This is a genomic window from Streptomyces sp. NPDC048424, from assembly GCF_040651555.1.
Classification (GTDB): domain Bacteria; phylum Actinomycetota; class Actinomycetes; order Streptomycetales; family Streptomycetaceae; genus Streptomyces.
The window spans coordinates 1-24451 of record NZ_JBEZKE010000053.1 but is presented as its reverse complement, the minus strand read 5'-3'; the positions used below and the strand labels follow the sequence as shown (position 1 = coordinate 24451).

Here is a 24451-nt window from a genome sequence, read left to right as displayed (position 1 = left end):
TTCGAGGGCGCCCAGGGCACGGTCAAGCTCGACGAGACCGCCGCCGCCCACCTGACGCTGATGGCCGGCGACGTCTCCGTCGGCCGCCTCGGCGGCCCCGCACGGATCAGCACCCAGAAGGGCGACATCCACATCGCCGAAGCCGTCCACGGCACCGTCGACCTGCGCACCCAGGCCGGCGACCTCACCATCGGCGCCGCCCGCGGGGTCTCCGCCACCCTCGACGCCGGCACCGCCTACGGCCGCATCCACAACGCCCTCAACAACACCGACGGCCCCGCCGCCGGCCTCACCATCCACGCCACCACCGCCTACGGCGACATCACCGCCCGCAGCAACTGACCCGCAACGTTCATGATCAACATCGCCGCCGATGAAGGGCATAAGACAGTGAGCACCACGCAGAACTACCAGGCCGCCGAACAGCTCCTCCGCCGCCCCGCCCGCCCCGGCGAGCTCGTCGTCGGCGACAAGGTCCGGCCGCAGTGGATCGACGGAGGCGCCCGCTTCTGGTACGCGGTGAGCAACGGCGTCGGCAAGCGGTTCGTGCTCGCCGACCCACAGGCGGGCACCCGCGAGCCCGCCTTCGACCACGCCCGGCTCGCCGCCGCGCTGGCCGCCGCCTCCGGGCAACAGGTCGACCCCGAGGCGCTGCCTTTCACGGGGATGGAACTGGCCGGGAACGCGGTGGAGTTCTACGCGCTCGGCGAGTACTGGCGCTGCACCCTGGACGGCTACGTCTGCGAGCGGGCCGAGTTCACACCCCCGGGCAGCCCCCTCGAAGTGCCCTCCCCCGACGGGAAGTTCGCCGTGTCCCGCCGCGGGCACGACCTGTGGGCGCGCTCGCTGACCGACGGCCGCGAGTGGGCGCTGACCACCGACGGCGAAAGCGACCACCAGTACGGCACCGGCCCGGACTGCACGGCCAACGCCACCCTGCTGCGCAAGATCGGCCTGCCGCACCTGCCTCCCGCGGTGGCCTGGTCCCCCGACTCGACGAAGGTGCTGACGCACCGCACCGACGAGCGCCTCGTCCGGCAGACCCACCTTCTGGAGGCCCGCCCGGCCGACGGCAGCGCGCCCGTGGTCCACACCCAGCGGTACGCCTACGCCGGTGACGAGCACATGCCGCTGGCCGAGCTGGTCGTCCTGGACGTCGCCTCGGGCACGGTCGTCCGCGCCCAGGCCGAGCCGCTGCTCATGCCGCAGTTGTCGCCGGTCACGGCCAAGTGGGCGTGGTGGGCCCCGGACGGCTCGGCCGTCTACTACCTCGACCGGCCCCGCGACCTGCGCACGCTCAGCCTCCACCGGCTGGACCCGGCCACCGGCGAGGTCACCACCGTCCTCAGCGAGACCGGGGACACCCGGGTCGAGCCCAACCAGTTCGGTTACGAGCCGCCGATCGTGCGCGTGTTGGCCGACGAGGTGCTCTGGTACTCGCAGCGCGACGGCTGGGGCCACCTGTACCGGTACGACCTGCGCACCGGCGCCCTGCTCGGCCAGGTCACCTCCGGCCCGTGGGCGGTACGGCAGATCCTGCGCGTCGACGAGGCCGAGGGGGTCGTGTACTTCACCGCCTCCGGGCTGGTCGACGAGGATCCGTACCGGCGCACGGTGTGCCGCGCCGCCCTCGACGGCTCCGGCATCGCCCAGGTCACGGACGACGCGCTCGACCACGTCGTCACCCTGCCCGCCGACGACCAGGAGTACTTCATCGACTCCGCGTCCACCGTCGACACCCCGCCCGTCACCCGCGTCCGCGACTGGACCGGGCGGGTGCTGGTCGAGCTGGAGCGCGCCGACATCGGCAAGCTCACCGCCACCGGCTGGACGGCGCCGGAACGCTTCCGCGTCAAGGCCGCCGACGGCGTGACGGACATCTACGGGGTGCTGTACCACCCGCGGGACTTCGACCCCTCCCGGCAGTACCCGGTGGTGGACAACCTCTACCCCGGCCCGCAGGTCAACCGGGTCGCCCCGTGCTTCGACCCCGGCGGCATGGGCCTCGACGCGGAACCCCTCGCCGCGCTGGGCTTCGTGGTGGTGGCACTGGACGGGCGCGGCACCCCCGGGCGCGGCAAGGCCTTCCACGACGCCTCCTCCGGCCGCCTGGCCGACGCCGGCTGCCTCGCCGACCACGCCGCGGCGCTGCGGCAGCTGGCCGGGACCCGGCCGTGGATGGACCTGGACCGGGTGGGCGTGTTCGGCCACTCCGGCGGCGGGTTCGCCGCGGCCCGCGCGATGCTGGACTTCCCCGAGGTGTACAAGGCCGGCGTCGCCCTCTCCGGCTCGCACGACGCCCGCCACTTCAACCTGGGCTTCGTGGAGACCTACGACGGCGCGGACAACCCCGAGGCCTGGGCCCGTACCTCCAACCTGGACCTCGCGGACCGGCTCGCGGGCAAACTGCTGCTCGTCCACGGCGAGATGGACGACCAGGTCCACCCGGACCACACGCTGCGGCTCGCCGAGCGGCTCATCGCCGCCGACAAGGACTTCGAGCTGCTCATCGTGCCCGGGGCCGAGCACACGCTGCTCGACTGCCTGGCCTACGTACGCAAGCGCTCCTGGGACTTCCTGGTGCGCGAGCTGATGGGCACGCAGCCGCCCGCCTACCGCCCCGCCCCCATCGCCCTCGGCCCCGAGCTGCTGGGCGAGCTGTTCTCCTGAGCCTCGGCCCCGCGCGTCAGTGCGGGGCCGCCTTCAGCGCGGCGCGGGCGACCGCCTTCGCCTTGTCCTGGCAGTCCGCCGTCTTGTACGGGCTCGCGTACAGGCCCACCCAGACGGAGAGGTTGCCCTCGCGCACGGCGAGGACGCACGTCCAGTCGAGGCTGGGGCTCCCCCAGTAGGCCTCCGTCCCGAAGGTCAGGTTCGGAGCGGCGATCTTGTCGGCCGCGTCCACCTGGAAGCGGGCCCGCTGGGCGTCCGCGTTGTGCGCCGCGTCCCCGCCGAGGCTGAGTTCCCAGCGGACGAGGCCGTGGGGCGAGGCGGCCTGGCCGAGCCCGTTCCAGGTGCAGCCCGTACGCACGCCCCAGGCCTCCTTGGATCGGGTGTCGAGCGAGGAGTCCCGGAGCGCCAACGGCACGGTGTCGGCGGCCTTCGCGCAGGCGGGCAGGCCCGAATACGCGACGGGGGCGTTCATCCGGTCCCGTACGTACGCCACCACCCCGGTGCCGGCCACCAGCAGCACGGCGGCCGCCGCCAGGGCCGTGATCCGGCGCCTGCCGCGCCACGGGCTCCGCGCCGGCGAGCTCGGCTCGGTGGGCGGTTCCGTCGGACGGGGCGGAACGGGCGGAACCTTCGGGACGGGGGCAGGTACGGGGACGGGTGCGGGCACGTGCGTGGGTTCCGGGGCGGGCGGCGACGGCTCCGGTTCGGCGGCCGGGCCGCCTTCGAGCAGCCCGTCGATCCGCGCCCGCTGCGCGGCGAGCATCCCGTACACGGCGGAGGGCCACTGCCGCCCCGCCGGGGTCACCGGCCCGATCAGCTCGCGCAGCTCCGCCGGGGACGGCCTGGCCTCCGGGTCCTTGGCCAGGCAGCGCGCGACGAGGTCGCGCAGCCCCGCCGGGACCCCGCTCAGGTCCGGCTCGCCGTGCACCACGTCGTACAGCGTCTGGAGGGTGGAGGTGCCGGCGAAGGGACTGCGGCCCGTCACCGCCATGGCCAGGACGGAACCGAGCGAGAAGACGTCGCTGGCGGGCGTGAGCGGCTTGCCCTCGGCCTGCTCGGGCGACATGTACGCGGGCGATCCGACGACCCATCCCGTACGCGTCAGTTCGGTGTGCCCCTCGGACTCGCCCTCCGTCACGCGTGCGATGCCGAGGTCGATGACGCGTACGCCGTCCTCGGCGAGGAGCACGTTGTCGGGCTTGAGGTCCCGGTGGACGAGCCCTGCCCGGTGGATCTCCGCCAGGGCCGAGGTCAGTCCGGCCGCGAGGCGGCGTACGACGTCCTCCGGCAGCACACCGACCGCCTTGACCACGGCCCCGAGCGAGGGCCCGGCCACGAAGACGGAGGCCAGCCAGGGCGTCGGCGCGTCCGGATCGGCGTCGATCACGGCCGCCGTGTAGGCCCCGGACACCTTGCGCGAGGCGGCGACCTCACGCCGGAACCGGGCCCGGAAGCCCTCGTCGTCCGCGAAGTGCGCGAGCACCTGCTTGACGGCGACGAGCCGCCCGTCCGGCCCGGCGCCCAGCAACACCCGGCCCATCCCGCCCTGCCCGAGCACGCCGACGACCTCGAACGGCCCCACGTGCGTCGGGCCGCCCGGCCCTACGTGCTCCATAGCCTCTGCTCCCCCGGATCCCCTGCCCCCAGTCGGGAGCGGATCATACAGAGAGGGCCCTCACGAAGGTGGCGAAAGCCGCAGGGTGAACGGTGAAGACGGGCCCGTCGGGATTCTTGGAGTCCCGAACGGCGACGAGACCGTCGCCAAGAGGGGCGCACTCGACGCATTCTCCGCCGGTGTCGCCGCTGTACGAGGACTTACGCCACTTCGCGCCCGTTATGTGCTGGTTGCTTTCCATAGCGCTCCTCCAATACGCGGGCGATCAGCGCCGCCGAGTCCTCCAGGGACAGCGCGGCAGCCTGCAAGTGATCGTATCGGAGCGAACCTTCCCTGAGAGCCTGAGGATTGGCCGTCATATGGCCCTGTACGAAGTCCTCGGTATAGACAATGTCCGGGTCATCGTCGAAGCGCAGGACGGTGAACGAACCCAACTGTCCGGCATGGGCCCCTGCCTCGAAGGGCAGGATCTGCACCCTCACCCACTCCCGCTTCCGCAGGCCCAACAAGTGCGCAAGTTGGTTCCGCATGACGTCATGGCCACCCACCTCCTGGTGGAGCACGGCCTCGCTCAGCACGACCCACATCAGTGGCGGGTTCTCTCGGTCGAGGATTCGCTGGCGCTCCATCCGAGCGGCCACCTTGGCGTCGAGGTCCCCCTCGCTCCGCACGCCCAACACTGCGCGCGCGTACTCCTCCGTCTGCAACAGCCCGTACACCAACTGCGCCTGGTACGTGGACACGTACTCCGCCCGGGACTCCATCTCCGCGAACGGCTGGAACCACGTCGGCAGGACGCTCCGCAGGACCAGTCCCACCAGTCGGGAGAAGTGCCCGTCGGTGCCCAGCGCCGCGTCGACCCGTTCCGAGAAGTCCCGCGTCGGCACCCGCTTCGCGTTCTCCACCTGGCCGATCAGTGAGCCGGTGCAGTAGATGATCTCGCCCAGCTGCGCCTGCTTCAGCCCGGCGGCTTCGCGCAGCCGACGCAGTTCGTAGCCGTAGTAATCCAGCGGTGAGGCGCTGGGATCGAGATCGCGCGTGCTGACCATGGACGGTCACCCCCAAGCCAGTTGTGGTTCCGTAGCCGAGCGTAATCGCCCGGCTGCGGACAGGTGGCCTGAATGACGCAATCGGCCCGGCTCCGGTCAGTTCGTGCAGCCTGCGATCACGCTCGGGGAGCAGTTGGTCGGGTAGTTCTCCTGGACCGGGGTTGCGGTCAAGGAGACGGTGCCGCCGTCGTTGAGGATGCCGCCCGGGGCGGACCTGGCGTAGTTATAGGAGACCGAACTGTTCCTGAGGTTGACGGTGTCGCCGGCGCCGCCGTTGGCGATCCCGGCGCCTTGACCACCGGACGTGATGGCCCTGTTGGCGAAGACCGTGGTCCGCTCGAGGGTGAGCGTGCTGCCGCTCCGGTTCAGGACCCCTCCGCCCGCAGCGCCGTCACCGGCGACGGTGTTGCCGCGGATGAGGGTGTCCGTGATGGTGCCCGTCAGGGCGAAGGACAGGATGCCGCCGGCGTCATCGCTCGCGTTGTCCGTCACGCGACTGTTGGTGAGGGTCAGGCTGCCCCGCGCGTCCATCCCGCCGCCGCTGTCCCTGGCCGTGTTACCGGTGACGGTGGTGTTCGAGATCGTCGTGGTGCCGAACGAGAAGAGCCCGCCGCCGTTGTTGGTGGACCGGTTGAAACTCACGGTGCTGTTGCGGATGGTCAGGGCGCCACTGCTGACAATGCCCCCGCCGGCACCACTGAAGTCCGCGAGGTTGCCGGTCACTTCGACGGAGTTGAGTGTGAGCGCGCCGCCCGCGTTGGAGATTCCCCCGCCGCCGCTGCTGTCCGAGCGGCCGTCGCGGACGGTGAGGTTGTTGAGGGCCAGGCGTGCGTTCGGACCTTGCACGCTGAAGATGCGGAACGCGGTCGCCGACTGACGTTTGATGACGTTCTGGGTGCCGAGGAGGCTGCCGGTGATGGTGATGTCGCTGGTGATGACCGGCAGGCCGTTGCCGGGGTTGTCGGGGGCGGTCAGGTTGTAGGTGCAGCCGGGGGCGAGGAGGAGCGTGTTGGGGCCGGGGGCGGCGTTCGCCTGGGTGATGGCCGCCCTGAGGGCTGTCTGGCTGCACAGGACGATCGACTGCGCATGGGCATCGGCGGTGGGGATCGCGACGACGGTCGTCGCGAGGGCTGCGGCCGTGCCCGCGAGGATTCCGAGCTTGTTCATGGCGGTCAAAGTACGCAAATAGGAAGTAAAGCCTGCGGAGCGAAACGAGGTGCGCCGCGCACCGTCCCCCGCCAGGACCAGCCGGGGCCGCCCGCCCGGGCCCCGGCATGGACCCCTACCCGGCGGTAGGGCAGCATGGGCCGACCAGTCGCAGTTCAGGAGGAACCCATGGCCGCCCACCCCAAGCCGGAGACCCTCGCCGCCTTCGAGGCCGCCAAGGGGTTCATGCCCGTACGGGAGGGGCTCGCGCTCTACGAGGCGGCCGCCGCCGCGGCCGGGCTCGGGCTGCCGCTGCTGGAGGTCGGGACGTACTGCGGCCGGTCCACCATCCTGCTCGCCGACGCCGCCCGCGAGGCCGGCGTGGCGGCGATCACCGTCGACCACCACCGCGGCAGCGAGGAGCAGCAGCCGGGCTGGGAGTACCACGACCCGAGCGTCGTGGACCCGGAGGTCGGCCTGATGGACACGCTGCCCACCTTCCGCCGGACCCTGCACAAGGCCGGTCTCGAGGACCACGTGATCGCGATCGTGGGCCGGTCCCCGCAGGTCGCCGCGGCCTGGGGCGGCAAGCTCGGCTTCGTGTTCATCGACGGCGGCCACACCGATGAGCACGCCGGCGGCGACTACGAGGGCTGGGCCCCGCACGTCGCGGAGGGCGGCACGCTGGTCATCCACGACGTGTTCCCGGATCCGGCCGACGGCGGGCAGGCCCCGTACCGGATCTACCTGCGCGCCCTGGCCTCCGGCGCCTTCGAGGAGATCTCCGTCACCGACTCGCTGCGCGTGCTGCGCCGCACGGGGCCGGGCATCTGAATCGACGAACGGCGGGCAGACAATCACACCACGCCCCCGGATGGCCCAGGGTCCGGCCGGGCCGCCGCGCGGCGGTCTAGCATCGCCGCGTGCGCAAAGACGACAGTGCCCCGCCCCCCGAGTCCGGTTCCTCGGTCAATCCGGACCGGCCCTGGTTCACCCGACGCTCCACGCTCGTCGTCGGGGTCGCCGCACTCGCGCCGGCCGCTCTGGCGGGCTGGGTGCTGACCCAGGTGCTGGCCGGCTCCGGGTCCGAGGGGCAGCAGCCCCGGCCGCTGCCGGCCTCGCACGCGGCCGGGTCGCCCGGCCAGCGGGACGCGAAGTCCGGGTCCACCCCGAGCGGCAGCCCGACCGCGGCCGCCAGTACGCCCGCGGCGGCCCCCGTACCCGCCCCCGCGCCCGCCAAGGGCCCGCTCGCGGGCAAGACGGTGGTCGTCGACCCAGGCCACAACACGGGCAACTTCAAGCACACCGACGAGATCGACCAGCAGGTCGACATCGGCACGGGTCACAAGGAGTGCGACACCACCGGCACCACCACCAACTCCGGCTACATGGAGGCGGAGTTCACCTACGACGTCTCCCAGCGCCTGCGGGCGGCCCTGGAGGCCCAGGGCGCGAAGGTGGTCCTCACCCACCAGCAGGACCGGCCCTGGGGCCCCTGCATCACCGAGCGGGCCCGCATCGGCAACGAGGCGAACGCCGACGCCGTCGTCTCCGTCCACGCCGACGGGGTCTCGGCGGGCAGCCGCGGCTTCCACGTCATCCTCCCCGCCAAGGTCAAGGGCGGCGCCGCGGACACCTCGAAGATCGTCGAACCCTCCCGCGAGCTCGGCGAGCGGATCGCCGGGAACTTCGCCCGCACCACCGGCTCGGCCCCCGCCAACTACCTCGGCAGCGGCACCGGTTTGGTCGTCCGGGACGATCTCGGCGGACTGAACCTGTCAACTCGCCCCAAGGTGTTCATCGAATGCGGCAACATGCGTGATGCCAAGGACGCGGCGCAGCTGACGAGTCCGGAGTGGCGGCAGAAGGCGGCGCAGGGCATCGCGGACGGCATCGTCGGCTTCCTCGGCGGTTGACGATCCTCGCCCCCGTGAGTGGGGGCGATCTCGACCGAGGCGTTGTGGTCGGCGTCGTCCTCGTGCCCGCAGCGGGTACAGGCGAATAGCCGGCCACACCCTTGACGGGACGCAGCGTCGACCTGGCCGCACTTGGCGCAGGTCTGGGATGTGTGGAACGGTGCAACGGTGACGAGTACGGACCCGTGCTTGAGAGCCTTGTACTCAAGCTGACGCCGCCGCTCCCCCGGGGTGTTGTCGAGGATCGACCGGTTCAGTCCGGACTTCGCCTGGACGCTCCTCCCAGGAGATTCGACGCTGCCCTTCGCAGATGCGGTCATGCTCTTCACACGCAGGTCCTCGATGCCGATCAGGCCGTGGTTTTTGGCGAGATCAGTAGTGAGCTTGTGTGTGAAGTCCTGTCGTCGGTTGGCCCGCCGGGTGGTGAGCCTGGCGATCTGAGCGATCGTCGTACCCCGGGACACGGCGGCGTTACGGATCGCCCCCCCCGACAGCCCTGGAGAGCCTGAAGCGCAGCCACCCGATCTTCGGTAGCCGCACCTCGGCCCACTTGCGATTCACCTTCCGGACCTCGACCGCCTGCCCGGGAAACGGAACCGACAGGCGGTGCCCGCGCTTCTTCCGCGCGGGGAACCGGGCCGGATGCCCGGGATTCCAAAAGTTGTCGTACGCCCGGTCCAGCTGGCGCAGGATCTGCTGTCCCGCCTGCGCCGGCAGATCACCGAGCCAGTCGAGATCGGCTCGTGCCGCCGTCAACTGCTTGCACTGCTCGGCCGACCGCAAGGTGTACCGACGCTGCTCCCACAGATACGCGCGCTGCTCCAGAACCACGTTCCACAGAGCGCGCGGTGTGCCCCCACCTGGTCAGGGCCTGCCCCTGGTCCCCATCGGGATACGCACGATACTTGCGCCCGGCATCTGCTTTCACGCCCTTCACTGTGCCGGTTGTCACCGCCGGTGTGGCTCAAATACACAAAGACCAGCTGCACTTCGATGAGTTCCGATAATCTCTCGAGGCTCCCTCGCCGCCCCGATCCTCTCGGCCGCGGGGAACGTCCGTACCATGGTGCCGCCCGACCTGCTGCAGGAACGATCTGCGACCGCGGCACCACGAGACGACCGAGACCGAGAAGGACACCTAAGACGTGAACATCCGCTCCCTCACTCGAGGCGACGGCGTGGTGATCGGAGCAGCGGCGCTGCTGTTCATCGCCTCGTTCCTCGATTTCTACTCCACGACGGGTGGCGACCTCCCGAGCGCGTGGGACACCGACGCCTACCGTCTGGCGCTTCCCAGCGTCTTCCTGCTCGGCTTCATCGCCGCAGGCCTGCTCATCGCGGCCCGTTTCCAGCCGGAGACCCGCAAGGTGCTGGGCCTGCCGCTGACGGCGTGGGGCACCGTGCTCGCCGTCTCGGCCGCCTGGTCCGCGCTGTGGGCCCTGATCACCTGCCCGAGCCAGCTCGACCTGGGCGCCGGCGCCGTCCTCGCCTTCCTCGCCACCCTGGCGCTGGCCGGCGTGGCCGTGGCCGGTGCGAAGATCCCGGCCCTCGCGGGCCAGCTGGTGCCGGAGCCGAAGCCGGCCGCCGTCCCGCCGTACGCGGGCCAGCCCCAGCCGGGCGCCGGGTACGGCTACCCGGGCGGCCAGCAGCCCTACGGCTCCACCCCGCAGCCGGTCCCGCCGTACGGCGGCACCCCGACGCCGGCGCCGCAGGACGCCCACCAGGCGGCTCCGGCGCCCGCTCCGGCGGCGGACTTCACCCCGTTCTGGTTCGCGGTCCCGGTGGCCCGCCCCCTCTTCGCCGAGGACGGCACCCCCACCCCGATCGCCGAACTCGCCCCGGGCACCTGGTACCTGGCCGTCGAGCAGCGCGGCGCGGCCACCCTGGTCGCGCAGACCCAGGACGGCCGTCGCGGCATCCTGAACGACACCTCGGGCATCCAGCGCGGCTGAGCCCCGCTCCCGCACACACGACGGCCCCCCGCCCTTCCGGGCGGGGGGCCGTTGCCTTACAGTCGCCAGGCGCCTGACGCATCGTCAGGTACGGCTGTCGGCACCGCGGAGGGACGTTCATGCGCCTCGGACTCGCACTCGGCTACTGGGGCCGCGGCCCCCAGCCCGCCCACCTCGACCTCGCCACCGAGGCCGAGCGCCTCGGCTACGACTCGGTGTGGACCGCCGAGGCGTGGGGCTCGGACGCCTTCACCCCGCTGACCTGGATCGCCGCGCACACCTCCCGGATCCGCCTGGGCACGGCGATCGCGCAGATGGCCGCCCGCACCCCGACCGCCACCGCCATGCACGCCCTCACCCTGGACCACCTCTCCGGCGGCCGGATGATGCTGGGCCTCGGCCTGTCCGGCCCGCAGGTGGTCGAGGGCTGGTACGGGCGCCCGTTCCCCGCGAGCCCGCTCACCGCGACCCGCGAGTACGTCGACGTCATCCGCCAGGTGCTGCGCCGCGAGGGCCCGGTCGCGCTGGACGGCCGCTTCCACAGCCACCCGTACCGCGGCGCGGACGGCACCGGCATCGGCAAGCCCCTGAAGCCCATCACCCACCCGCTCCGCGCCGACCTGCCGCTCCTGCTGGGCGCCGAGGGACCGAAGAACATCGCCCAGACCACGCGGATCGCGGACGGCTGGCTGCCCCTGTACTGGTCGCCGACCCGCACCGACGTCTACCAGGCCGCGCTGACGGACCTCCCCGAGGGCTTCATGATCGCGCCGATGGCCCGCGCCAAGGTCTGCGACGACGTCGCCGAGGGGCTGTTCCCGGTCAAGGCGATGCTCGGCTTCTACATCGGCGGCATGGGCCACGCGGCCCGCAACTTCCACGCCGACCTGATGGCCCGGATGGGCTACGAGGAGGAGGCGCGCCGCATCCAGGAGCTGTTCCTCGCCGGCCGCAAGGAGGAGGCGGTCCTCGCCGTCCCGGACGCCTTCGCCGACGAGATCTCCCTGGTCGGCCCCCGCGAGCGGATCGCCGAACGCCTGGAGCTGTGGCGCAAGGGCCCGGTCACCGACCTCCTGGTGACGGCCCCCGACCCGCACACCCTGCGCGTCCTGGCGGAGCTCAACAGCTAGGCCCTGTCCGGGCGGACAGGACCTGGTGCGACACCGGATCCGCTCCGGGGATCCGGTGTCGCCCCGCCCTCCCGCTAGAGCTTCTCGATGTCCTTGTGGATCACCTCGGCGCTGTCGAAGTGGTACGCGGCCAGGCGCACCTTGAGCGGATGGCCGGCCGGGGCCTTGATGACGACGTTGGGCGTCTCCCCCACGGTGCCGCCGTAACAGCCGGGTTCGGAGACGAGCGAGCTCCAGCCGTCCCCGCCGGCCTTCGGGTCGTTCCACTGCACCCAGGCGCAGTCCTTGGCGCCGCCGGTCGCCCGCACCGAGATGATCTTGACGGAGTTCACCGCTCCGTCGACGCGCTCGTAGGTCACCGACCCGGTGCTGAGGTGGAGGTTGGCACCGGCCTCCAGCGGGATCGTGAGGGCCGTGGGCTCGGCCGCGGCCGAGGTCGCCGAACCCGCGAGCGTCACGACCGTCACAGCGAGGGCGGCAGACAGGGCAGATATCCGCATGCTCCGTCTCCACAAGGCTAGTTGGGGCGTCAAACCCTACCCTGCGGGCCTCTCCGAACCCCGGGCGCGCGCTGTCGCGACGGCACTCCCGGTGGCAGACTCCTCGATCATGGCGAACAGCGGACTGTGGGTCGGCATCCTCACCGCGCTGACCGCGCTCGGAGCCAGCTGGATAACCGCCCGGGCGACCTCCCGCGCGGCGCTGGCCCAGGCCCGAACCACCACGACGGCCCAGGCCCTTCGTGAACAGCGCGACCGGCGCCGGTCCACCTACCGGGAGATGATGAACTGCGCCCACGCGTTCAACGAGGTCACCTGGCAGATCAACGACGTCGACGCGGCGCGCGACCGCGAGACCAAGGACCGGCTCCTGGCGCGGATGTACGAACGCATCGGCCCGGTCATCGGGAACATGAACAAGGCCACCCACGAGGTTCGGCTCGACGGCCCTGCCGAGGTGTCCGCCGCGGCGGAGCAGGTGCGGCAGGTGGCGCGACACCTGCAGCCGCTGCTGAAGGCGCTCATCGGCGACGACACCCCCGAGCGGCGACACGACTACGACGCCGCGTACCAGGATTTCCGCGGCACCTACCTCACGTTCGTCGGCCTGGCCCAACAAGCGTTGGAGGTGAGGGACGAAGAGGGGTGAACCCCCTCCGGCCTCCGTCAGGCGAGGCGCCTGCGACCTAGGTCCGGTCCGGGTCATCCGCCTGGGGGACGGCCTCCAGCAGCTCGCGCACGTCCAGTGGCATGACAGCGATCTCGATGCTCCCGCCGCCCTCGTAGGTACAGGTGACGATCCGCGAGCCGGGGTTGATGACGATGCCCTCCTTCACGGAGGGGACCCGCACCCCGGTGGCCCGCCCGCCGGGCAGCGGTACGGGCTCACCACGCTCGGGGACCCAGCGGGCCGCGCCCCCGTCGGCGTACACGCGCCCCGCCCGCCAGCGCCCCTCGCCGGCGGGCCGGCGCGCCATCCCGGGGATCCCGGGCACGGGGCCGGCGGCCGTCCGCGCGAGGTGCTTGCGCCGCAACAGCCACGCGGCTCCGGCGGCCCCGGCGGCGAGGAACACGTACTCGATCATCCGCCCATTGAAACAGGCCGCGACCGGCCGCCGGGCCGGGCGGGCCGGCTCAGCCGCCGCTCAGCTGGGACGTGCTCGGGACCTTGTCGACGACCTCGGCGCCCGCGCTCTTGCCGGCCTCCTTGACGCTGCTGATGACGTCGTCGAAGGAGTTGATGTCGGCGTCGCCGGCCTGGCCCTTGCGCAGTTTGCTGCCGAGGCCCTTGAGGGAGGCGATGCCGGCCGTCAGCGGGGCCATCGCCTTCGCCAGCAGCGGGTCGCCCTTGGCGTTGTCGGACGCCGCCTTCAGCCGGTTGTACGCGAACGCGCCCGCGAGGCCCGCCTTGATGAGCGCGAAGGTCCGGCCCTTGGCGCCCTTCTTGAACTTGCCCGCGCGGTACGGCTTGATGATCCACTGGTACGTCGCACCCGCCGCGAGGCCCGCGTTGGCCACGAAGCGCGTCTTGGCGAACTTCTGCTTCTCCGCGGACGTGCTGGGCGACGGCGTCACCGCGGCCAGTTCGTCGGCCTCGGCCGCGACGGGCTCCGCCGCGGCGAGCGCGGCCAGCTCCCCCATCGACGCGGCGGACAGTTCCTCGCGCGGGCCGCTCCCGCCGCTGCCGCAGGCGGTGGCGCCGACCATCAGCGCGGTGGAGAGGACCACCGCCGTGACGGCACGGCGGAATCGGACGGTCGTGGGTAGGCGCACGGTTTCCTCCGGGGACTGAGGCGTCCCTCGCAGCCTCACCCCGGCCCCGCGGCCCCGCCACTCGCGGGACCCGTTCGGGTTTGCCTTCCGCCAACGCGGCAACACGCGGGACATGCCCACACACACCCGAGCAAGCGCAAGCGCACGCGGAAGCAGTCAGGCCGGGCGGGCCGTCGCACTGGTGGCGGACGTACTGGCCTTCGTCATCGCCCTGTGGATCCTGATGTACCTGCTGGACGCCAACCGGGGCAACGAGCTCGTGGAGTTCGTCCACGACACCGCCAGCTGGCTCGCCGGCTGGTCCTACGACCTGTTCACCTTCAGCAAGGAATGGGTCCAGGTCGTCTTCGGCTACGGCGTGGCCGCCGTCGTCTACCTCCTCGTCGGCCACGCCATCGCCGGCTGGCTCTACCGCCGCTGACGCCCGCCCCGGCTCAGCGGCAGCAGTCCGGCTCCAGCCCGGCCGGGAGCGAGGTCCCGCCGAACACCTCGGTGGTGGCCTCGTCCCCGCCCAGCGCCGCCACGGCGAGCAGCAGGGACCCGGCGGTCCAGGTGGTCTGCTCCACGGGCCAGACCGCCTCGTCCTGGAAGACGTAGCCCGTCCAGTACATGCCGTTGTCGGCGCGCAGGTGGCCGATCGACCGCAGGATCTCCAGCGCCCGGTCCGACTCCCCCGTCGCCCACAGTGCGAGCGCCAGCTCGCAGGACTCGCCGCCCGTCACCCACGGATTCGGCAGGACGCAGCGCACGCCGAGGTCCGGGACCACGAACTCGTCCCAGCGCTCCTCGATGCGCGCCGTGGCCTCGGCGCCGGTGAGGGCGCCGCCGAGGACCGGGTAGTACCAGTCCATCGAGTAGTGGTTCTTGTCGAGGAACCGCTCGGGGTGGCGCCGGATCGCGTGCCGCAGGGCGCCCGCGGCGAGCTCCCAGTCGGGCTGCGGCTCCTCGCGGTGCTCGGCGATGGCCAGGGCGCAGCGCAGCGCCTGGTGGATGGAGGAGGAGCCGGTGAGGAGCGCGTCGGTGACGGCGGTGCCGTCGGCCTCCCGCTTCCAGCCGATCTCGCCGCCCGGCTGCTGGAGGGTCAGGACGCACTCCACGGCCGCGTAGACGGCCGGCCACATGCGGTCGAGGAAGGTGTCGTCGCCGGTGGACAGGTAGTGGTGCCAGACGCCGACGGCTATGTAGGCGGTGAAGTTGCTCTCGCGGCTCGCGTCCTGCGGCTCGGCGGTGTCCACGCCGTCGGGCCGGTCGGCGTAGGCCGCGTACCAGGAGCCGTCCTGGTTCTGGTGCCGCGCCAGCCACGCGTACGCCCGCTCGGCGGCCTCGTGCTCACCGGCCGCGTCCAGGGCCATCGCGGCCTCGGTGTGGTCCCACGGGTCGAGGTGGTGCCCGCGGAACCACGGGATGGCCCCGTCCGCGCGCTGGGCGGCGAGGATGCCCGCCACCGTCGCGGCGGCCTGCTCGGCGGTCAGTACGCCGTCCAGGACCAGGTGTTCGGTGCGCCCGGGCGAGCTCACTGGGTCGCGCCGACGGGGAGGTGGGGCTTGGTCGCGTACGCCACGAAGCTCTTGCCGATGAGCGGGTTCAGGGCCTGCTCGGCGAGGCGCGTGGCCATCGGCTTCTTCATGATGTCCCAGACCAGGAGCTTGTGGTACGCCTTGACGGGCAGCGCCTTGTCGTTGTCGACGCCGAAGGCGCACTTGAGCCACCAGTACGGGGAGTGCAGTCCGTGCGCGTGGTGCGTGCCGTACGGTTTGAGGCCCGCGGCCCGCATCTTGCCGAGGAGCTCGTCCGCCTTGTAGATGCGGATGTGGCCGCCCTCGACCTCGTGGTAGGCGTCGGAGAGCGCCCAGCAGATCTTCTCGGGGCCGTAGCGCGGGACGGTGATGGCGATGCGCCCGCCGGGCTTGAGCACGCGCACCATCTCGGCGAGGACGCCCTTGTCGTCGTGGATGTGCTCCATGACCTCGGAGATGATCACGACGTCGAAGGAGTCGTCGGGGAAGGGCAGGGCGAGGGCGTCGCCCTCCATGGCGGTGGCGGTTGCCCCGGCCGGGGCCTCGCCGGCCTCCTTCATGGCGGCGAACCACTTGGCGACCTCGCGGATCTCCTCGCCGTTGCGGTCGACGGCGACCACCTGGGCGCCTCTCCGGTAGCACTCGAAGGCGTGCCGGCCTGCGCCGCAGCCCAGATCGAGTACGCGGTCGCCTGCGGCGAGCGGGAACCGGGAGAAATCGACGGTCAGCACGGGGTCCTGCCTTCGCGGTCGCGGGGGTGTGGGGCGGGGGTGTGGATTCGGCGGAGGGTCACCGGGCGCGGCAGGTCACCGCGCGCGGCGGGCACGGGCGGCCTGCTCGATGGCGGCGCGGTAGTGCGCGACGGTGCCTTCGGCGGCCTTGGCCCAGGTGAAGCGGGTCAGGACCCGTTCGCGTCCGGCGGCGCCGAGGCGGGCCCGCAGCTGCGGGTCGCCCAGCATCCGGCCCAGCGCGGCGGCCAGTGCGCCCGCGTCGCCCGGGGGCACCGCGAGGCAGGTCTCGCCGTCGGGTCCGGCGACTTCGGGGATCGCGCCGCCGGTGGTGGCGACGAGCGGGGTGCCGGTGGCCATGGCCTCGGCCGCCGGGAGCGAGAAGCCCTCGTAGAGGGAGGGGACGCAGGCGATCTGGGCGCTGCGGACGAGGTCGACGAGTTCGGCGTCGGTGATGCCCTTGACGAAGCGGACGGCGTCCTGGAGCCCGTACGTCTCGATGGCGCGGGCGACCGGCCCCTGTTCGGCGCGCTTGCCGACGACGACGAGGTGGGCCTCGGGCTGCTCGGTGCGCAGCTTCGCGAGGGCCTCGACGAGGTACACGAGCCCCTTGAGCGGGACGTCTGCGCTGGAGGTGGTGACGATGCGGCCGGGGACCTCGGCGACGGAGGCGTCCGGCGACCACAGGTCGGTGTCGGCGCCGATGTGCACGACGTGGATGCGCTCGTCCCGGACGCCCAGGTGCTGGGCGATCTCCTGCTGGGAGGACCCGGAGACGGTGAGGACGGAGGGGAGCCTGCGGGCCACGCGGCCCTGCATGCGGGTGAAGGCGTACCAGCGGCGTACGGAGGCCCGCTTCACGCGGCCCTTCGCGGCGTCGAGGTCGAGCTTGCGGTCCACGGTGATGGGGTGGTGGATCGTCGTGACCAGCGGGGCGCCGAGGTCGCCCAGGAGGCCGTAGCCGAGGGTCTGGTTGTCGTGGATGACGTCGAAGTCGCCCGCGCGCGCGGCCAGATGGCGGCGGGCGCGCAGCGAGAAGGTCAGCGGCTCGGGGAAGCCGCCGGTCCACATGGTGGCGACCTCGACGGCGTCGATCCAGTCCCGGTACTCGTCGCGCTTGGGCGTGCGGAAGGGGTCGGGGCTGCGGTAGAGGTCCAGGCTCGGGAGCTCGGTGAGCGAGGCGCCCGTGTCGAGGACCGGGTAGGGCTGCGCGCCGATCACTTCGACGGAGTGCCCCAGCTGTACGAGCTCGCGCGAGAGGTGGCGGACGTAGACGCCCTGGCCGCCGCAGAACGGGTTCCCCTTATAGGTGAGGAGTGCGATGCGCAGCGGGCGGTCGCCGTCGGCGGCGGAACCCGCGAAAGGGCTCGTCACCATGGCCTCAGCGGTCACTCTCGGCCCCCTTCTCCCTGCAACTTTCGCCGGAGCGTAACCGCTCGGATAATGTAGAACAAGTTTCAGACTTGATCCGTCGAAGAGCATTGAATCTACCGGCCGGAAACTACACCGTAAGAGGCGGAGCAGGTGATTCGCGCCACGACTGCGGCGCCTGCCATGCTGACTGCGGACCAGCCCGGAATCAGCCCGCGCAACGACACGGAACGGGACACATGACAGCGGAAGTGAAGGCCGTCACCACACCGGCGTCGCCTCCCCTGACGGAGCGCCAGGAGGCCCGCCGCCGCCGCATCCTGCACGCCAGCGCACAGCTGGCCAGCCGGGGCGGTTTCGACGCCGTCCAGATGCGGGAGGTCGCGGAGGCGGCCGGGGTGGCGCTGGGCACGCTCTACCGCTACTTCCCGTCCAAGGTGCACCTGCTGGTCGCCACCATGCAGGACCAGCTCCAGCACATGCACACCACGCTGCGCAAGCGCCCGCCGGCCGGGGACGATCCGGCGGCCCGGGTCGCGGAGACCCTGATGCGGGCCTTCCGCGCCCTCCAGCGGGAACCGCAGCTGGCCGACGCGATGGTGCGGGCGCTGACCTTCGCCGACCGCAGCGTGAGCCCCGAGGTGGACACGGTGTCCCGGCTGACCACTGCGATCATCCTGGACGCGATGGGCCTGGAGGGCCCGCCGACGGCGGAACAGCTCTCGGCGGTGCGGGTCATCGAGCACACCTGGCACTCGGCGCTGATCACGTGGCTTTCCGGCCGCGCGTCGATCGCCCAGGTCAAGATCGACATCGAGACGGTGTGCCGTCTGATCGACCTGACGGCCCCGGAAAAGGCCTGAAGCAGCCGCTGGCGGAGCCCGGGAATTCCACTGGACAGCGGCCGGGCCCGTGATCGATAGTCCGCCGCATGGCTTCTCTTGTGCGACACCTCACCATCGACTGTTCCGACGCCTACAGCCTCGGGCAGTTCTGGGCCGCCGTCCTGGACAGCTCGCTCGCCGACGACGATTTCCCCGGAGACCCCGAGGCGCTGGTCAAGGCGCCCGGATCGACGCTGCTCTTCGTGACGGTCCCCGACACCAAGACCGTGAAGAACCGGGTCCACGTCGACCTCCAGCCGCAGGACCGGACCCGCGACGAGGAGGTCGAACGCATCGTCGCCCTGGGCGCCACCGTCGTCGGCGACCACCGGCGGCCCGACGGGGGCGGCTGGGTGACCCTCGCCGACCCCGAGGGAAACGAGTTCTGCGTCGAGCGCAGCGCCGCCGAAATGAAGAAGTAAGCCCCGCCGGGCCGGGTCCGGGTGCGCGCCGGGGCTCCACCGCCTCCCGGTACGCCGCCGCCGCCGGGGCTCCGCCCCGCACCCCGCTCCTCAATCGCCGGAGGGGCTGGATTTGGCGCGGCGAGGCTGGATTTGGCAGGGGCTGGGATCGAAGCGGGCCGGTTGCGGCGGGGTCGGGTGTGTGTCGGGGTGATCCCCGCAGGGCGTCGAACGCACTGCCGCCGAGCTCCCCGACCTCCCGACACGTTCGGCGCCCGAGGAGACACCCCGGCGCGCGCCCGACCCCGACACAACCGGCCCCACCGCACCCCGCCCGAGCGGCGCAGCCAACCCGCCAAGGCCAGCGCCTAGCGGACCGGCCTAGTCCTCCGGCGGGAAGACCGGTTCGCCCGTGGCGGCCAGCGTGATCAGGATGGCCTCCACCGGGCAGCCTTCGGCCGCCGTCAGGATCGGCTCGTTCGCGTCCGACTCGGCGGTGCGCGGGTGGGACTGGCGCGCCGAGTCCAGGACGAAGCCGTCCGGGGCGTGGTTCACGCACATGCCCGAGCCGATGCAGACCCCCCGGTCCACCTCGACCTGCCAGCGGTCACCCATCAGGCACCCGCCTCATGGCCCGCCGGCAGGTGGATCATCTTGTGCTCCAGGTACTCGCTCAGCCCCTCCGGCCCGAACTCCCGGCCCACGCCGCTGTTCTTGTAGCCGCCGAACGGGCCGAGCATGTCCAGACTGAAGGTGTTCACGTTGAAGGTGCCGGTCCGCACCTGCCGCGCGAACTCGATGCCGTGCTCGACGTCACCGGTCCAGACACTGCCACTGAGCCCGAACTCCGAGTCGTTGGCGATCCGTACCGCCTCCGCCTCGTCCCCGTACGGGATCAGGCAGACGACCGGGCCGAAGATCTCCTCGCGCGCGATCCGCATGGAGTTGTCCACGTCCCCGAAGAGGGTGGGCTCCACGTACCAGCCGCGGTCCAGGCCCGCCGGGCGGCCGCCGCCCGACAGGACCTTCGCGCCCTCCTCCTGGCCGATCCGGATGTAGTCGAGGGAGCGCTGCTGCTGCCGCTGCGCCACGAGCGGACCGAGCTGCGTCGCCGGGTCGAGCGGGTCGCCGACGACGAGCGCGCCGGCCGCTGCCGCGAGGGCCTCGGCCACCTCCTCGTACCGGCTGCGCGGGGCGAGGATCCGGGTCTGGGCCACGCACGCCTGCCCGTTGTTCATCCAGGCCGCCGGGACGATCCCGGCGATGGCGGAGTCCAGATCGGCATCCGGCAGGATCACGGCGGCGGACTTGCCGCCGAGTTCGAGCGTGACCCTCGTCAGGTTGCGGGCGGCGACCTCCATGACGCGCCTGCCCGCGGCGACCGAACCGGTGAAGGCGACCTTGTCGATGCCGGGGTGGCCGACCAGGTACTCGCTGACCTCGCGGTCGGCGGGCAGGATCGACAGCACGCCCTCCGGCAGCCCGGCCTCTCGCGCGATGTCGGCGAGGATGTACGAGTCCAGCGGCGATTCGGGGGACGGCTTCAGGATCACCGTCGACCCCGTGAGCAGCGCGGGGGCCAGTTTGGCCGCCGCCACGAACTGCGGGACGTTCCACGGGATGACGGCGGCGACCACGCCCACCGGCTCCCGGCGCACCAGGATCGGGCCGAGCACGCCGTGGCGGTGCTCCTCGTACGGGTAGGCGCGCGCGACCGTGATCGCGGCGTCGTAGACCATCATCGGGCCCAGCGCCTGGGCGAGGACGCTCCAGGAGTACGGGGACCCGTTCTGGGAGCTGATCGAGCGGGCGATCTCCTCGTGCCGCACCGCGATGGCGTCCTTGATCCGGGTGACGACGGCGATGCGCTCGTCCAGCGTCATCCGCGGCCAGGGCCCCTCGTCGAACGCCTTGCGCGCGGCGGCGACGGCGCGGTCCACGTCCCGCTTCGAGGCGTGCGGGACGGAGCCGATGACCTGCTCGGTGTGGGGGGAGACGATCCGGATCGTGTCGGTGCCCAGCGGATCCGTCCACTCCCCGCCGATGAACAGTTGTCCGTGTTCCACGAGCTCTGTCATGGCTGAGGCCTCCTGCGGCTTGGCGTTCCAGAACTGATACCAGTTCTAGTTCGAGGAGTCCACGGCCAGGACGGAACAGCGGAGAAGATCCAACGACTAGTCAGAAGGGCCCGGAAGTGGTCGACTTGGGCTACTACTGAAACACGTTCTCGTCAGAGGGCGGCAACGGGCGGAGGGCTCATGCCGGAGGACACGTCACAGGTCACCGATCACGGCGGAGGCGTGTGGGGAATCAAGGTGCCCATCCCCGACAACCCGCTGGGGCACACCCTCGTCCACGTCCTCGACACCGACCGCGGCCCCGTCCTCGTCGACACCGGCTGGGACGACCCCGAGTCCTGGGACACCCTCGTCGCCGGACTCGCCGCGCTCGGCATCCCCGTCACCGACGTCCACGGCGTGGTCATCACCCACCACCACCCCGACCACCACGGCCTCTCCGGCCAGGTCCGCGAGGCGTCCGGCGCCTGGATCGCCATGCACGCCGCCGACACCGAGGTCGTCGTCCGCACCCGCGCCTCCGAGCCCGGCGTCTGGTTCGACTACATGAGCGCCAAACTCGCCGCCGCCGGAGCCCCCGAAGAGCACATCGAGCCCCTGCGCGCCGCCCGCGCGAGCGGCCGCACGCGGACCCTGCCCGGGCTGCGCGCCGCCGTGCCCGACCGGGAGATCGTCCCCGCCGAACTGCTCCCCCTCGCCGGACGCCGGCTGCGCGCGATCTGGACCCCCGGCCACACCCCCGGCCACGTCTGCCTCCACCTGGAGGAGGCCCATCCGGCGAACCTGCCCGGCAACGGCCGCCTCTTCTCCGGCGACCACCTGCTGCCCGGGATCTCCCCGCACATCGGCCTGTACGAAGCCCCCGAGGACACCCGCGTCACCGACCCCCTCGGCGACTACCTCGACTCCCTCGAACGCATCGGCCGGCTGGCACCCGCCGAGGTGCTCCCGGCCCACCAGTACGCCTTCACCGACGCACCCGCCCGCGTACGGGAACTGCTGGACCACCACGAGGAACGCCTGTCCGGACTGTGGGCCCTGCTGGCCGAACCGCTGACCCCGTGGGGGCTGGCGGAGCGCATGGAGTGGAACCGGCCCTGGGAGCAGATCCCGTACGGCTCCCGCAACATCGCCGTCTCGGAAGCGGAAGCCCATCTGCGGCGCCTGGTGAAGCAGGGCCGCGCGGAGGCCGTCCCGGGCACCGCCCCGGTGACGTACCGGGCCGTGTGAGGCTGCGGCGCGGAGGCTACGGGGCTCGGGCGCGGCCCGGCAAAGGGCCCGGGCCCGGCCCGGCGAGGGACTCGGGCGCGGCCGGTAAGGGGCCCGGGCCCCCGGCGCCCCCGGGCCCGCAGGCTACGGGCCGGTAGAGTGAAGCCGTCGTCCACACTTCCGTACGGGGGGAAGCCGGTGCGAATCCGGCGCTGACCCGCAACCGTGACCCACTCCGGCACCGCCCGGGCGGGGAGCCGGAATGCCCCGTACCGGAAGTGCGCGGCTCGCGCCGTCGGATCCTCCGGCGGCCGGCACCGTCGAGGTAAACGGAGCCGGAGCCCGGTGCCAGTGCGTGCCCGCCTCCGGTTCCCCAGCAGGAGAGGCACCCTCCCCCATGAACGTCCGTCGCAGCGCAGCCGCGCTCGCCGCCTCCGCCGTGCTCTGCGTGGGCGTCGCCCCCGCAGCCCTCGCCGACACCGCGCCGCCCGCCTCCCCCTCCGCACCCCCGGTCATCCCCTCCGGGCTCTACGGCAAGGAAGACCCCATGTACGACGGCGTGTGGCGGCAGTCGTTCGCGCTGCTCGCGCAGGACACCGTCGGCCTCAAGCCCGCCGCGCAGGCCGTGGACTGGCTGGTCGGCCAGCAGTGCGCGAACGGCTCCTTCCCGGCCTTCCGTGCGGACGCCACCAAGGACTGCGACGCGACCGCGTACATCGACTCCAACGCGACGGCCGCCGCCGTGCAGACGCTGACCGCGCTCGGCGGCCACGGTGACAGCGTCAAGAAGGCCGTCGCCTGGCTGAAGTCCGTACAGAACGAGGACGGCGGCTGGAGCTCCAACCCGGGCGGCGCCATGGACAGCGGCACCGACGCCAACTCGACCGCCATCGTGATCAGTGCGCTGACCGCGGCCGGCGAGAAGCCGGCCGAGACCAAGTCGAAGGCGGGCAAGACCCCCTACGAGGCGCTGCTCTCCTTCCAGCTGGGCTGCACCGCCGAACCGGCCACCGACCGGGGCGCCTTCGCGTATCAGCCGGTCGACGGCAAGCTGCTCGCGAACGGCGACGCCACGGCCGCGGCCGTGCTGGCCGGCCTCGGCACGGGCCCGGCCGTCGTGCCCTCCGGTACGGACACCCCCGCGGCCGCGCCGACCTGCCCGGCGGCGGGCACCGTCGACCCGGCGGCAGCGGCCCAGGCCGCGGCGGGCCACCTCGCCGAGGCCCTCAAGAAGGACGGCCACCTGACGGCCGTGACCCCGGGCTCCGACCAGCCGACCCCGGACACCGGCAACACCGTCGACGCGGTGATCGCCCTGGCCGCGGCCGGGCACAAGCAGTCGGCGGCGGGCGCCCTGGAGTGGCTCAAGGCCAACTCCGCCGAGTGGTCCAAGGGCAAGCCGGCGGCCCTCGGCACCCTGGTCCTCGCCGCGCACGCCACGGGCACCGACCCGAAGTCCTTCGGCGGCACCGACCTCGTCGCGGCGCTGAACGCGACCGGCCCGGCCCCGCAGGGCCCGGACACGGAGGCCACCCCCGTGAAGGACGACTCGTCCGACAGCAAGAACCTCTGGTGGATCATCGGCGCGTGCGGCGCGGCCGGCGTGGGCATCGGCATCCTGCTGAGCGGCCGCCGGAAGAAGAACCAGCTCTGATGCCCGGCCGCCGCCCCGCCGCAGCCCTCTCCCTGGCTCTCGGGATCGTCCTGGCCGTGCTGGCCGCCGCTCCGGCGCTGGCGGCCGGCTACCGCTACTGGTCGTTCTGGGACGGCTCGGACGGCGGCAAGTGGTCGTACGCCACGCAGGGCCCCTCGATGGCCCGCCCGAAGGACGGCTCCGTGCAGGGGTTCCGCTTCTCGGTGAGCAAGGACGCGGCGGACCAGGCGGCGCAGCCGCGCGCCGCGGCCGACTTCGAGTCCGTCTGCGGTTCCACCGCCCCGGCGCAGGGCCGCAAGCGGGTCGCGCTCGTCGTGGACTTCGGCGTGCCCGCGGACGCCCCGTCGGGCGAGGCCCCGCCGCAGGACGCCCCGCGCACCGCGTGCGCGCAGGTGGCCCCGGAGGCCACGGCGGCCGAGGCACTGGCGTCGGTCGCGAAGCCGCTGCGCTACAACAGCGCGGCCCTGCTGTGCGCGATCTCGGGCTACCCGAGGCAGGGCTGCGGCGAACCGATGGCGGACGCCCCGGCCCAGCCGTCGGCGCAGCCCGCGAAGGACGACGGCGGCCCGTCGGCGGGCCTGCTCGCGGGCATGGCGGCGGTGGCGGCCCTGGCCGCGGCCGGCGTCTGGCAGTCCCGCCGCCGCCGCACGCGATGACGGCGCCGACCCCGCGGGACCCGGCGCCGGGCGACAGCGCGGCGGCAAGGCACCAGCTGTCCGACCCCGTCCGCGCCGCCGCCTCCCAGGGCTCCGCCCCGGACCCGGCTCCTCAAACGCCGGAGGGCGGCCGAGCGGGCCGTCCTGGCATCCGGCAGCGACAAAGGGACTCCATCATCCAGCCCCGCTCCCGTTATTGACG

Annotated in this window: 26 protein-coding genes, 1 pseudogene and 1 riboswitch; of the genes and pseudogenes, 13 read left to right on the top strand and 14 right to left on the bottom strand. The window is 72.4% G+C overall.

The genetic code is table 11. The annotated features are described in order from the left end of the window. Positions 1-342, top strand: a 342-nt coding sequence (locus tag AB0D29_RS37175) for a DUF4097 family beta strand repeat-containing protein (protein ID WP_362860276.1), incomplete at its 5' end; no start/stop codon positions are given. Positions 343-390: 48 nt separating this feature from the next. After that, positions 391-2670 (top strand): DPP IV N-terminal domain-containing protein, encoded by a 2280-nt coding sequence (locus AB0D29_RS37170; protein ID WP_362860275.1) that lies wholly within the window; start codon positions 391-393, stop codon positions 2668-2670. 16 nt (positions 2671-2686) lie between these two features. Here the strand turns inward: AB0D29_RS37170 and AB0D29_RS37165 are convergent, their stop codons facing one another. The 4 genes from AB0D29_RS37165 to AB0D29_RS37150 form a co-directional block, all read right to left on the bottom strand. Beyond that, positions 2687-4285, bottom strand: a complete 1599-nt coding sequence (locus AB0D29_RS37165; protein WP_362860274.1) for a serine/threonine-protein kinase — start codon at positions 4283-4285, stop codon at positions 2687-2689. A gap of 43 nt (positions 4286-4328) precedes the next feature. Beyond that, positions 4329-4526 (bottom strand): DUF397 domain-containing protein, encoded by a 198-nt coding sequence (locus tag AB0D29_RS37160; RefSeq protein ID WP_362860273.1) that lies wholly within the window; start codon positions 4524-4526, stop codon positions 4329-4331. Beyond that, complete coding sequence (locus AB0D29_RS37155) at positions 4486-5334, bottom strand: helix-turn-helix transcriptional regulator (RefSeq protein ID WP_362860272.1); 849 nt, start codon at positions 5332-5334, stop codon at positions 4486-4488. Before AB0D29_RS37155 ends, AB0D29_RS37160 begins: the two co-directional genes overlap by 41 nt. A 96-nt stretch (positions 5335-5430) precedes the next feature. Continuing rightward, on the bottom strand, positions 5431-6501 hold the full coding sequence (locus AB0D29_RS37150) for a hypothetical protein (protein WP_362860271.1): 1071 nt from the start codon (positions 6499-6501) through the stop codon (positions 5431-5433). A gap of 168 nt (positions 6502-6669) precedes the next feature. On the opposite strand from AB0D29_RS37150, the gene AB0D29_RS37145 reads away from it, so the two are divergent. Together AB0D29_RS37145 and AB0D29_RS37140 are read left to right on the top strand one after the other, a co-directional pair. Then, positions 6670-7314: a class I SAM-dependent methyltransferase gene (locus AB0D29_RS37145; protein ID WP_351598179.1), complete on the top strand. Its 645-nt coding sequence runs from the start codon at positions 6670-6672 to the stop codon at positions 7312-7314. A gap of 89 nt (positions 7315-7403) precedes the next feature. Continuing rightward, on the top strand, positions 7404-8396 hold the full coding sequence (locus AB0D29_RS37140; protein WP_362860270.1) for an N-acetylmuramoyl-L-alanine amidase: 993 nt from the start codon (positions 7404-7406) through the stop codon (positions 8394-8396). An 83-nt stretch (positions 8397-8479) separates the two neighbouring features. On the opposite strand, the pseudogene AB0D29_RS37135 reads toward AB0D29_RS37140, so the two are convergent. Both AB0D29_RS37135 and AB0D29_RS37130 read right to left on the bottom strand, forming a co-directional pair. Continuing rightward, a pseudogene (locus AB0D29_RS37135) lies at positions 8480-8860 on the bottom strand (transposase); the annotation flags it as partial. A gap of 7 nt (positions 8861-8867) precedes the next feature. Beyond that, positions 8868-9227 carry a hypothetical protein gene (locus AB0D29_RS37130; protein ID WP_362860269.1) on the bottom strand — a complete coding sequence of 120 codons (360 nt, stop codon included), beginning with the start codon at positions 9225-9227 and terminating at the stop codon, positions 8868-8870. Between the two features lie 314 nt (positions 9228-9541). Here AB0D29_RS37130 and AB0D29_RS37125 point away from each other — a divergent pair, with 314 nt between their 5' ends. Together AB0D29_RS37125 and AB0D29_RS37120 are read left to right on the top strand one after the other, a co-directional pair. Continuing rightward, positions 9542-10348 carry a hypothetical protein gene (locus AB0D29_RS37125; protein ID WP_362860268.1) on the top strand — a complete coding sequence of 269 codons (807 nt, stop codon included), beginning with the start codon at positions 9542-9544 and terminating at the stop codon, positions 10346-10348. Between the two features lie 119 nt (positions 10349-10467). Further along, positions 10468-11478 (top strand): LLM class F420-dependent oxidoreductase, encoded by a 1011-nt coding sequence (locus AB0D29_RS37120; RefSeq protein WP_362860267.1) that lies wholly within the window; start codon positions 10468-10470, stop codon positions 11476-11478. A 74-nt stretch (positions 11479-11552) separates the two neighbouring features. On the opposite strand, the gene AB0D29_RS37115 is transcribed toward AB0D29_RS37120, so the two are convergent. Then, the gene (locus AB0D29_RS37115) at positions 11553-11978 is read right to left on the bottom strand and encodes a hypothetical protein (protein WP_362860266.1); all 426 of its coding nucleotides are present in this window, start codon (positions 11976-11978) and stop codon (positions 11553-11555) included. Between the two features lie 109 nt (positions 11979-12087). Between AB0D29_RS37115 and AB0D29_RS37110 the strand changes: the two genes are divergently transcribed. Beyond that, entirely contained in the window at positions 12088-12627 is a 540-nt protein-coding gene (locus tag AB0D29_RS37110) for a hypothetical protein (protein WP_362860265.1), read from the top strand. A gap of 37 nt (positions 12628-12664) precedes the next feature. Here AB0D29_RS37110 and AB0D29_RS37105 read toward each other — a convergent pair whose 3' ends face one another. Continuing rightward, a complete protein-coding gene (locus AB0D29_RS37105; protein WP_362860264.1) occupies positions 12665-13063 on the bottom strand; it encodes a hypothetical protein in 399 nt (132 codons plus the stop codon). A gap of 49 nt (positions 13064-13112) precedes the next feature. Then, positions 13113-13685, bottom strand: coding sequence for a hypothetical protein (locus AB0D29_RS37100; RefSeq protein ID WP_362860277.1), 573 nt, complete (start codon positions 13683-13685; stop codon positions 13113-13115). 178 nt (positions 13686-13863) lie between these two features. Between AB0D29_RS37100 and AB0D29_RS37095 the strand changes: the two genes are divergently transcribed. Then, complete coding sequence (locus AB0D29_RS37095; protein ID WP_362860263.1) at positions 13864-14172, top strand: hypothetical protein; 309 nt, start codon at positions 13864-13866, stop codon at positions 14170-14172. Positions 14173-14185: 13 nt separating this feature from the next. Here AB0D29_RS37095 and AB0D29_RS37090 read toward each other — a convergent pair whose 3' ends face one another. The 3 genes from AB0D29_RS37090 to AB0D29_RS37080 form a co-directional block, all read right to left on the bottom strand. Further along, positions 14186-15268: a prenyltransferase gene (locus AB0D29_RS37090; RefSeq protein WP_362813500.1), complete on the bottom strand. Its 1083-nt coding sequence runs from the start codon at positions 15266-15268 to the stop codon at positions 14186-14188. Beyond that, the gene (locus tag AB0D29_RS37085; RefSeq protein WP_351300544.1) at positions 15265-15999 is read right to left on the bottom strand and encodes a class I SAM-dependent methyltransferase; all 735 of its coding nucleotides are present in this window, start codon (positions 15997-15999) and stop codon (positions 15265-15267) included. The genes AB0D29_RS37090 and AB0D29_RS37085 overlap by 4 nt, the downstream gene beginning before the upstream one ends. Positions 16000-16074: 75 nt before the next feature. Next, entirely contained in the window at positions 16075-17388 is a 1314-nt protein-coding gene (locus AB0D29_RS37080) for a glycosyltransferase family 4 protein (RefSeq protein WP_362860262.1), read from the bottom strand. Between the two features lie 218 nt (positions 17389-17606). On the opposite strand from AB0D29_RS37080, the gene AB0D29_RS37075 reads away from it, so the two are divergent. Both AB0D29_RS37075 and AB0D29_RS37070 read left to right on the top strand, forming a co-directional pair. Next, the gene (locus AB0D29_RS37075) at positions 17607-18230 is read left to right on the top strand and encodes a TetR family transcriptional regulator (protein ID WP_030722921.1); all 624 of its coding nucleotides are present in this window, start codon (positions 17607-17609) and stop codon (positions 18228-18230) included. A 68-nt stretch (positions 18231-18298) separates the two neighbouring features. After that, a complete protein-coding gene (locus AB0D29_RS37070) occupies positions 18299-18673 on the top strand; it encodes a VOC family protein (RefSeq protein WP_362860261.1) in 375 nt (124 codons plus the stop codon). A gap of 360 nt (positions 18674-19033) precedes the next feature. On the opposite strand, the gene AB0D29_RS37065 is transcribed toward AB0D29_RS37070, so the two are convergent. Both AB0D29_RS37065 and AB0D29_RS37060 read right to left on the bottom strand, forming a co-directional pair. Then, a complete protein-coding gene (locus AB0D29_RS37065; RefSeq protein ID WP_030390845.1) occupies positions 19034-19267 on the bottom strand; it encodes a ferredoxin in 234 nt (77 codons plus the stop codon). Then, the gene (locus tag AB0D29_RS37060; RefSeq protein ID WP_362860260.1) at positions 19267-20730 is read right to left on the bottom strand and encodes an aldehyde dehydrogenase; all 1464 of its coding nucleotides are present in this window, start codon (positions 20728-20730) and stop codon (positions 19267-19269) included. Before AB0D29_RS37060 ends, AB0D29_RS37065 begins: the two co-directional genes overlap by 1 nt. Before the next feature lie 180 nt (positions 20731-20910). Between AB0D29_RS37060 and AB0D29_RS37055 the strand changes: the two genes are divergently transcribed. The 3 genes from AB0D29_RS37055 (at position 20911) to AB0D29_RS37045 (ending at position 24249) form a co-directional block, all read left to right on the top strand. Further along, the gene (locus AB0D29_RS37055; RefSeq protein WP_362860259.1) at positions 20911-21960 is read left to right on the top strand and encodes an MBL fold metallo-hydrolase; all 1050 of its coding nucleotides are present in this window, start codon (positions 20911-20913) and stop codon (positions 21958-21960) included. A 167-nt stretch (positions 21961-22127) separates the two neighbouring features. Further along, a riboswitch (cobalamin riboswitch) is annotated at positions 22128-22207 on the top strand. Between the two features lie 129 nt (positions 22208-22336). Continuing rightward, positions 22337-23593 (top strand): prenyltransferase/squalene oxidase repeat-containing protein, encoded by a 1257-nt coding sequence (locus AB0D29_RS37050; RefSeq protein ID WP_362860258.1) that lies wholly within the window; start codon positions 22337-22339, stop codon positions 23591-23593. Then, on the top strand, positions 23593-24249 hold the full coding sequence (locus AB0D29_RS37045; protein ID WP_362860257.1) for an SCO2322 family protein: 657 nt from the start codon (positions 23593-23595) through the stop codon (positions 24247-24249). Before AB0D29_RS37050 ends, AB0D29_RS37045 begins: the two co-directional genes overlap by 1 nt. Positions 24250-24451: the final 202 nt, after the last annotated feature.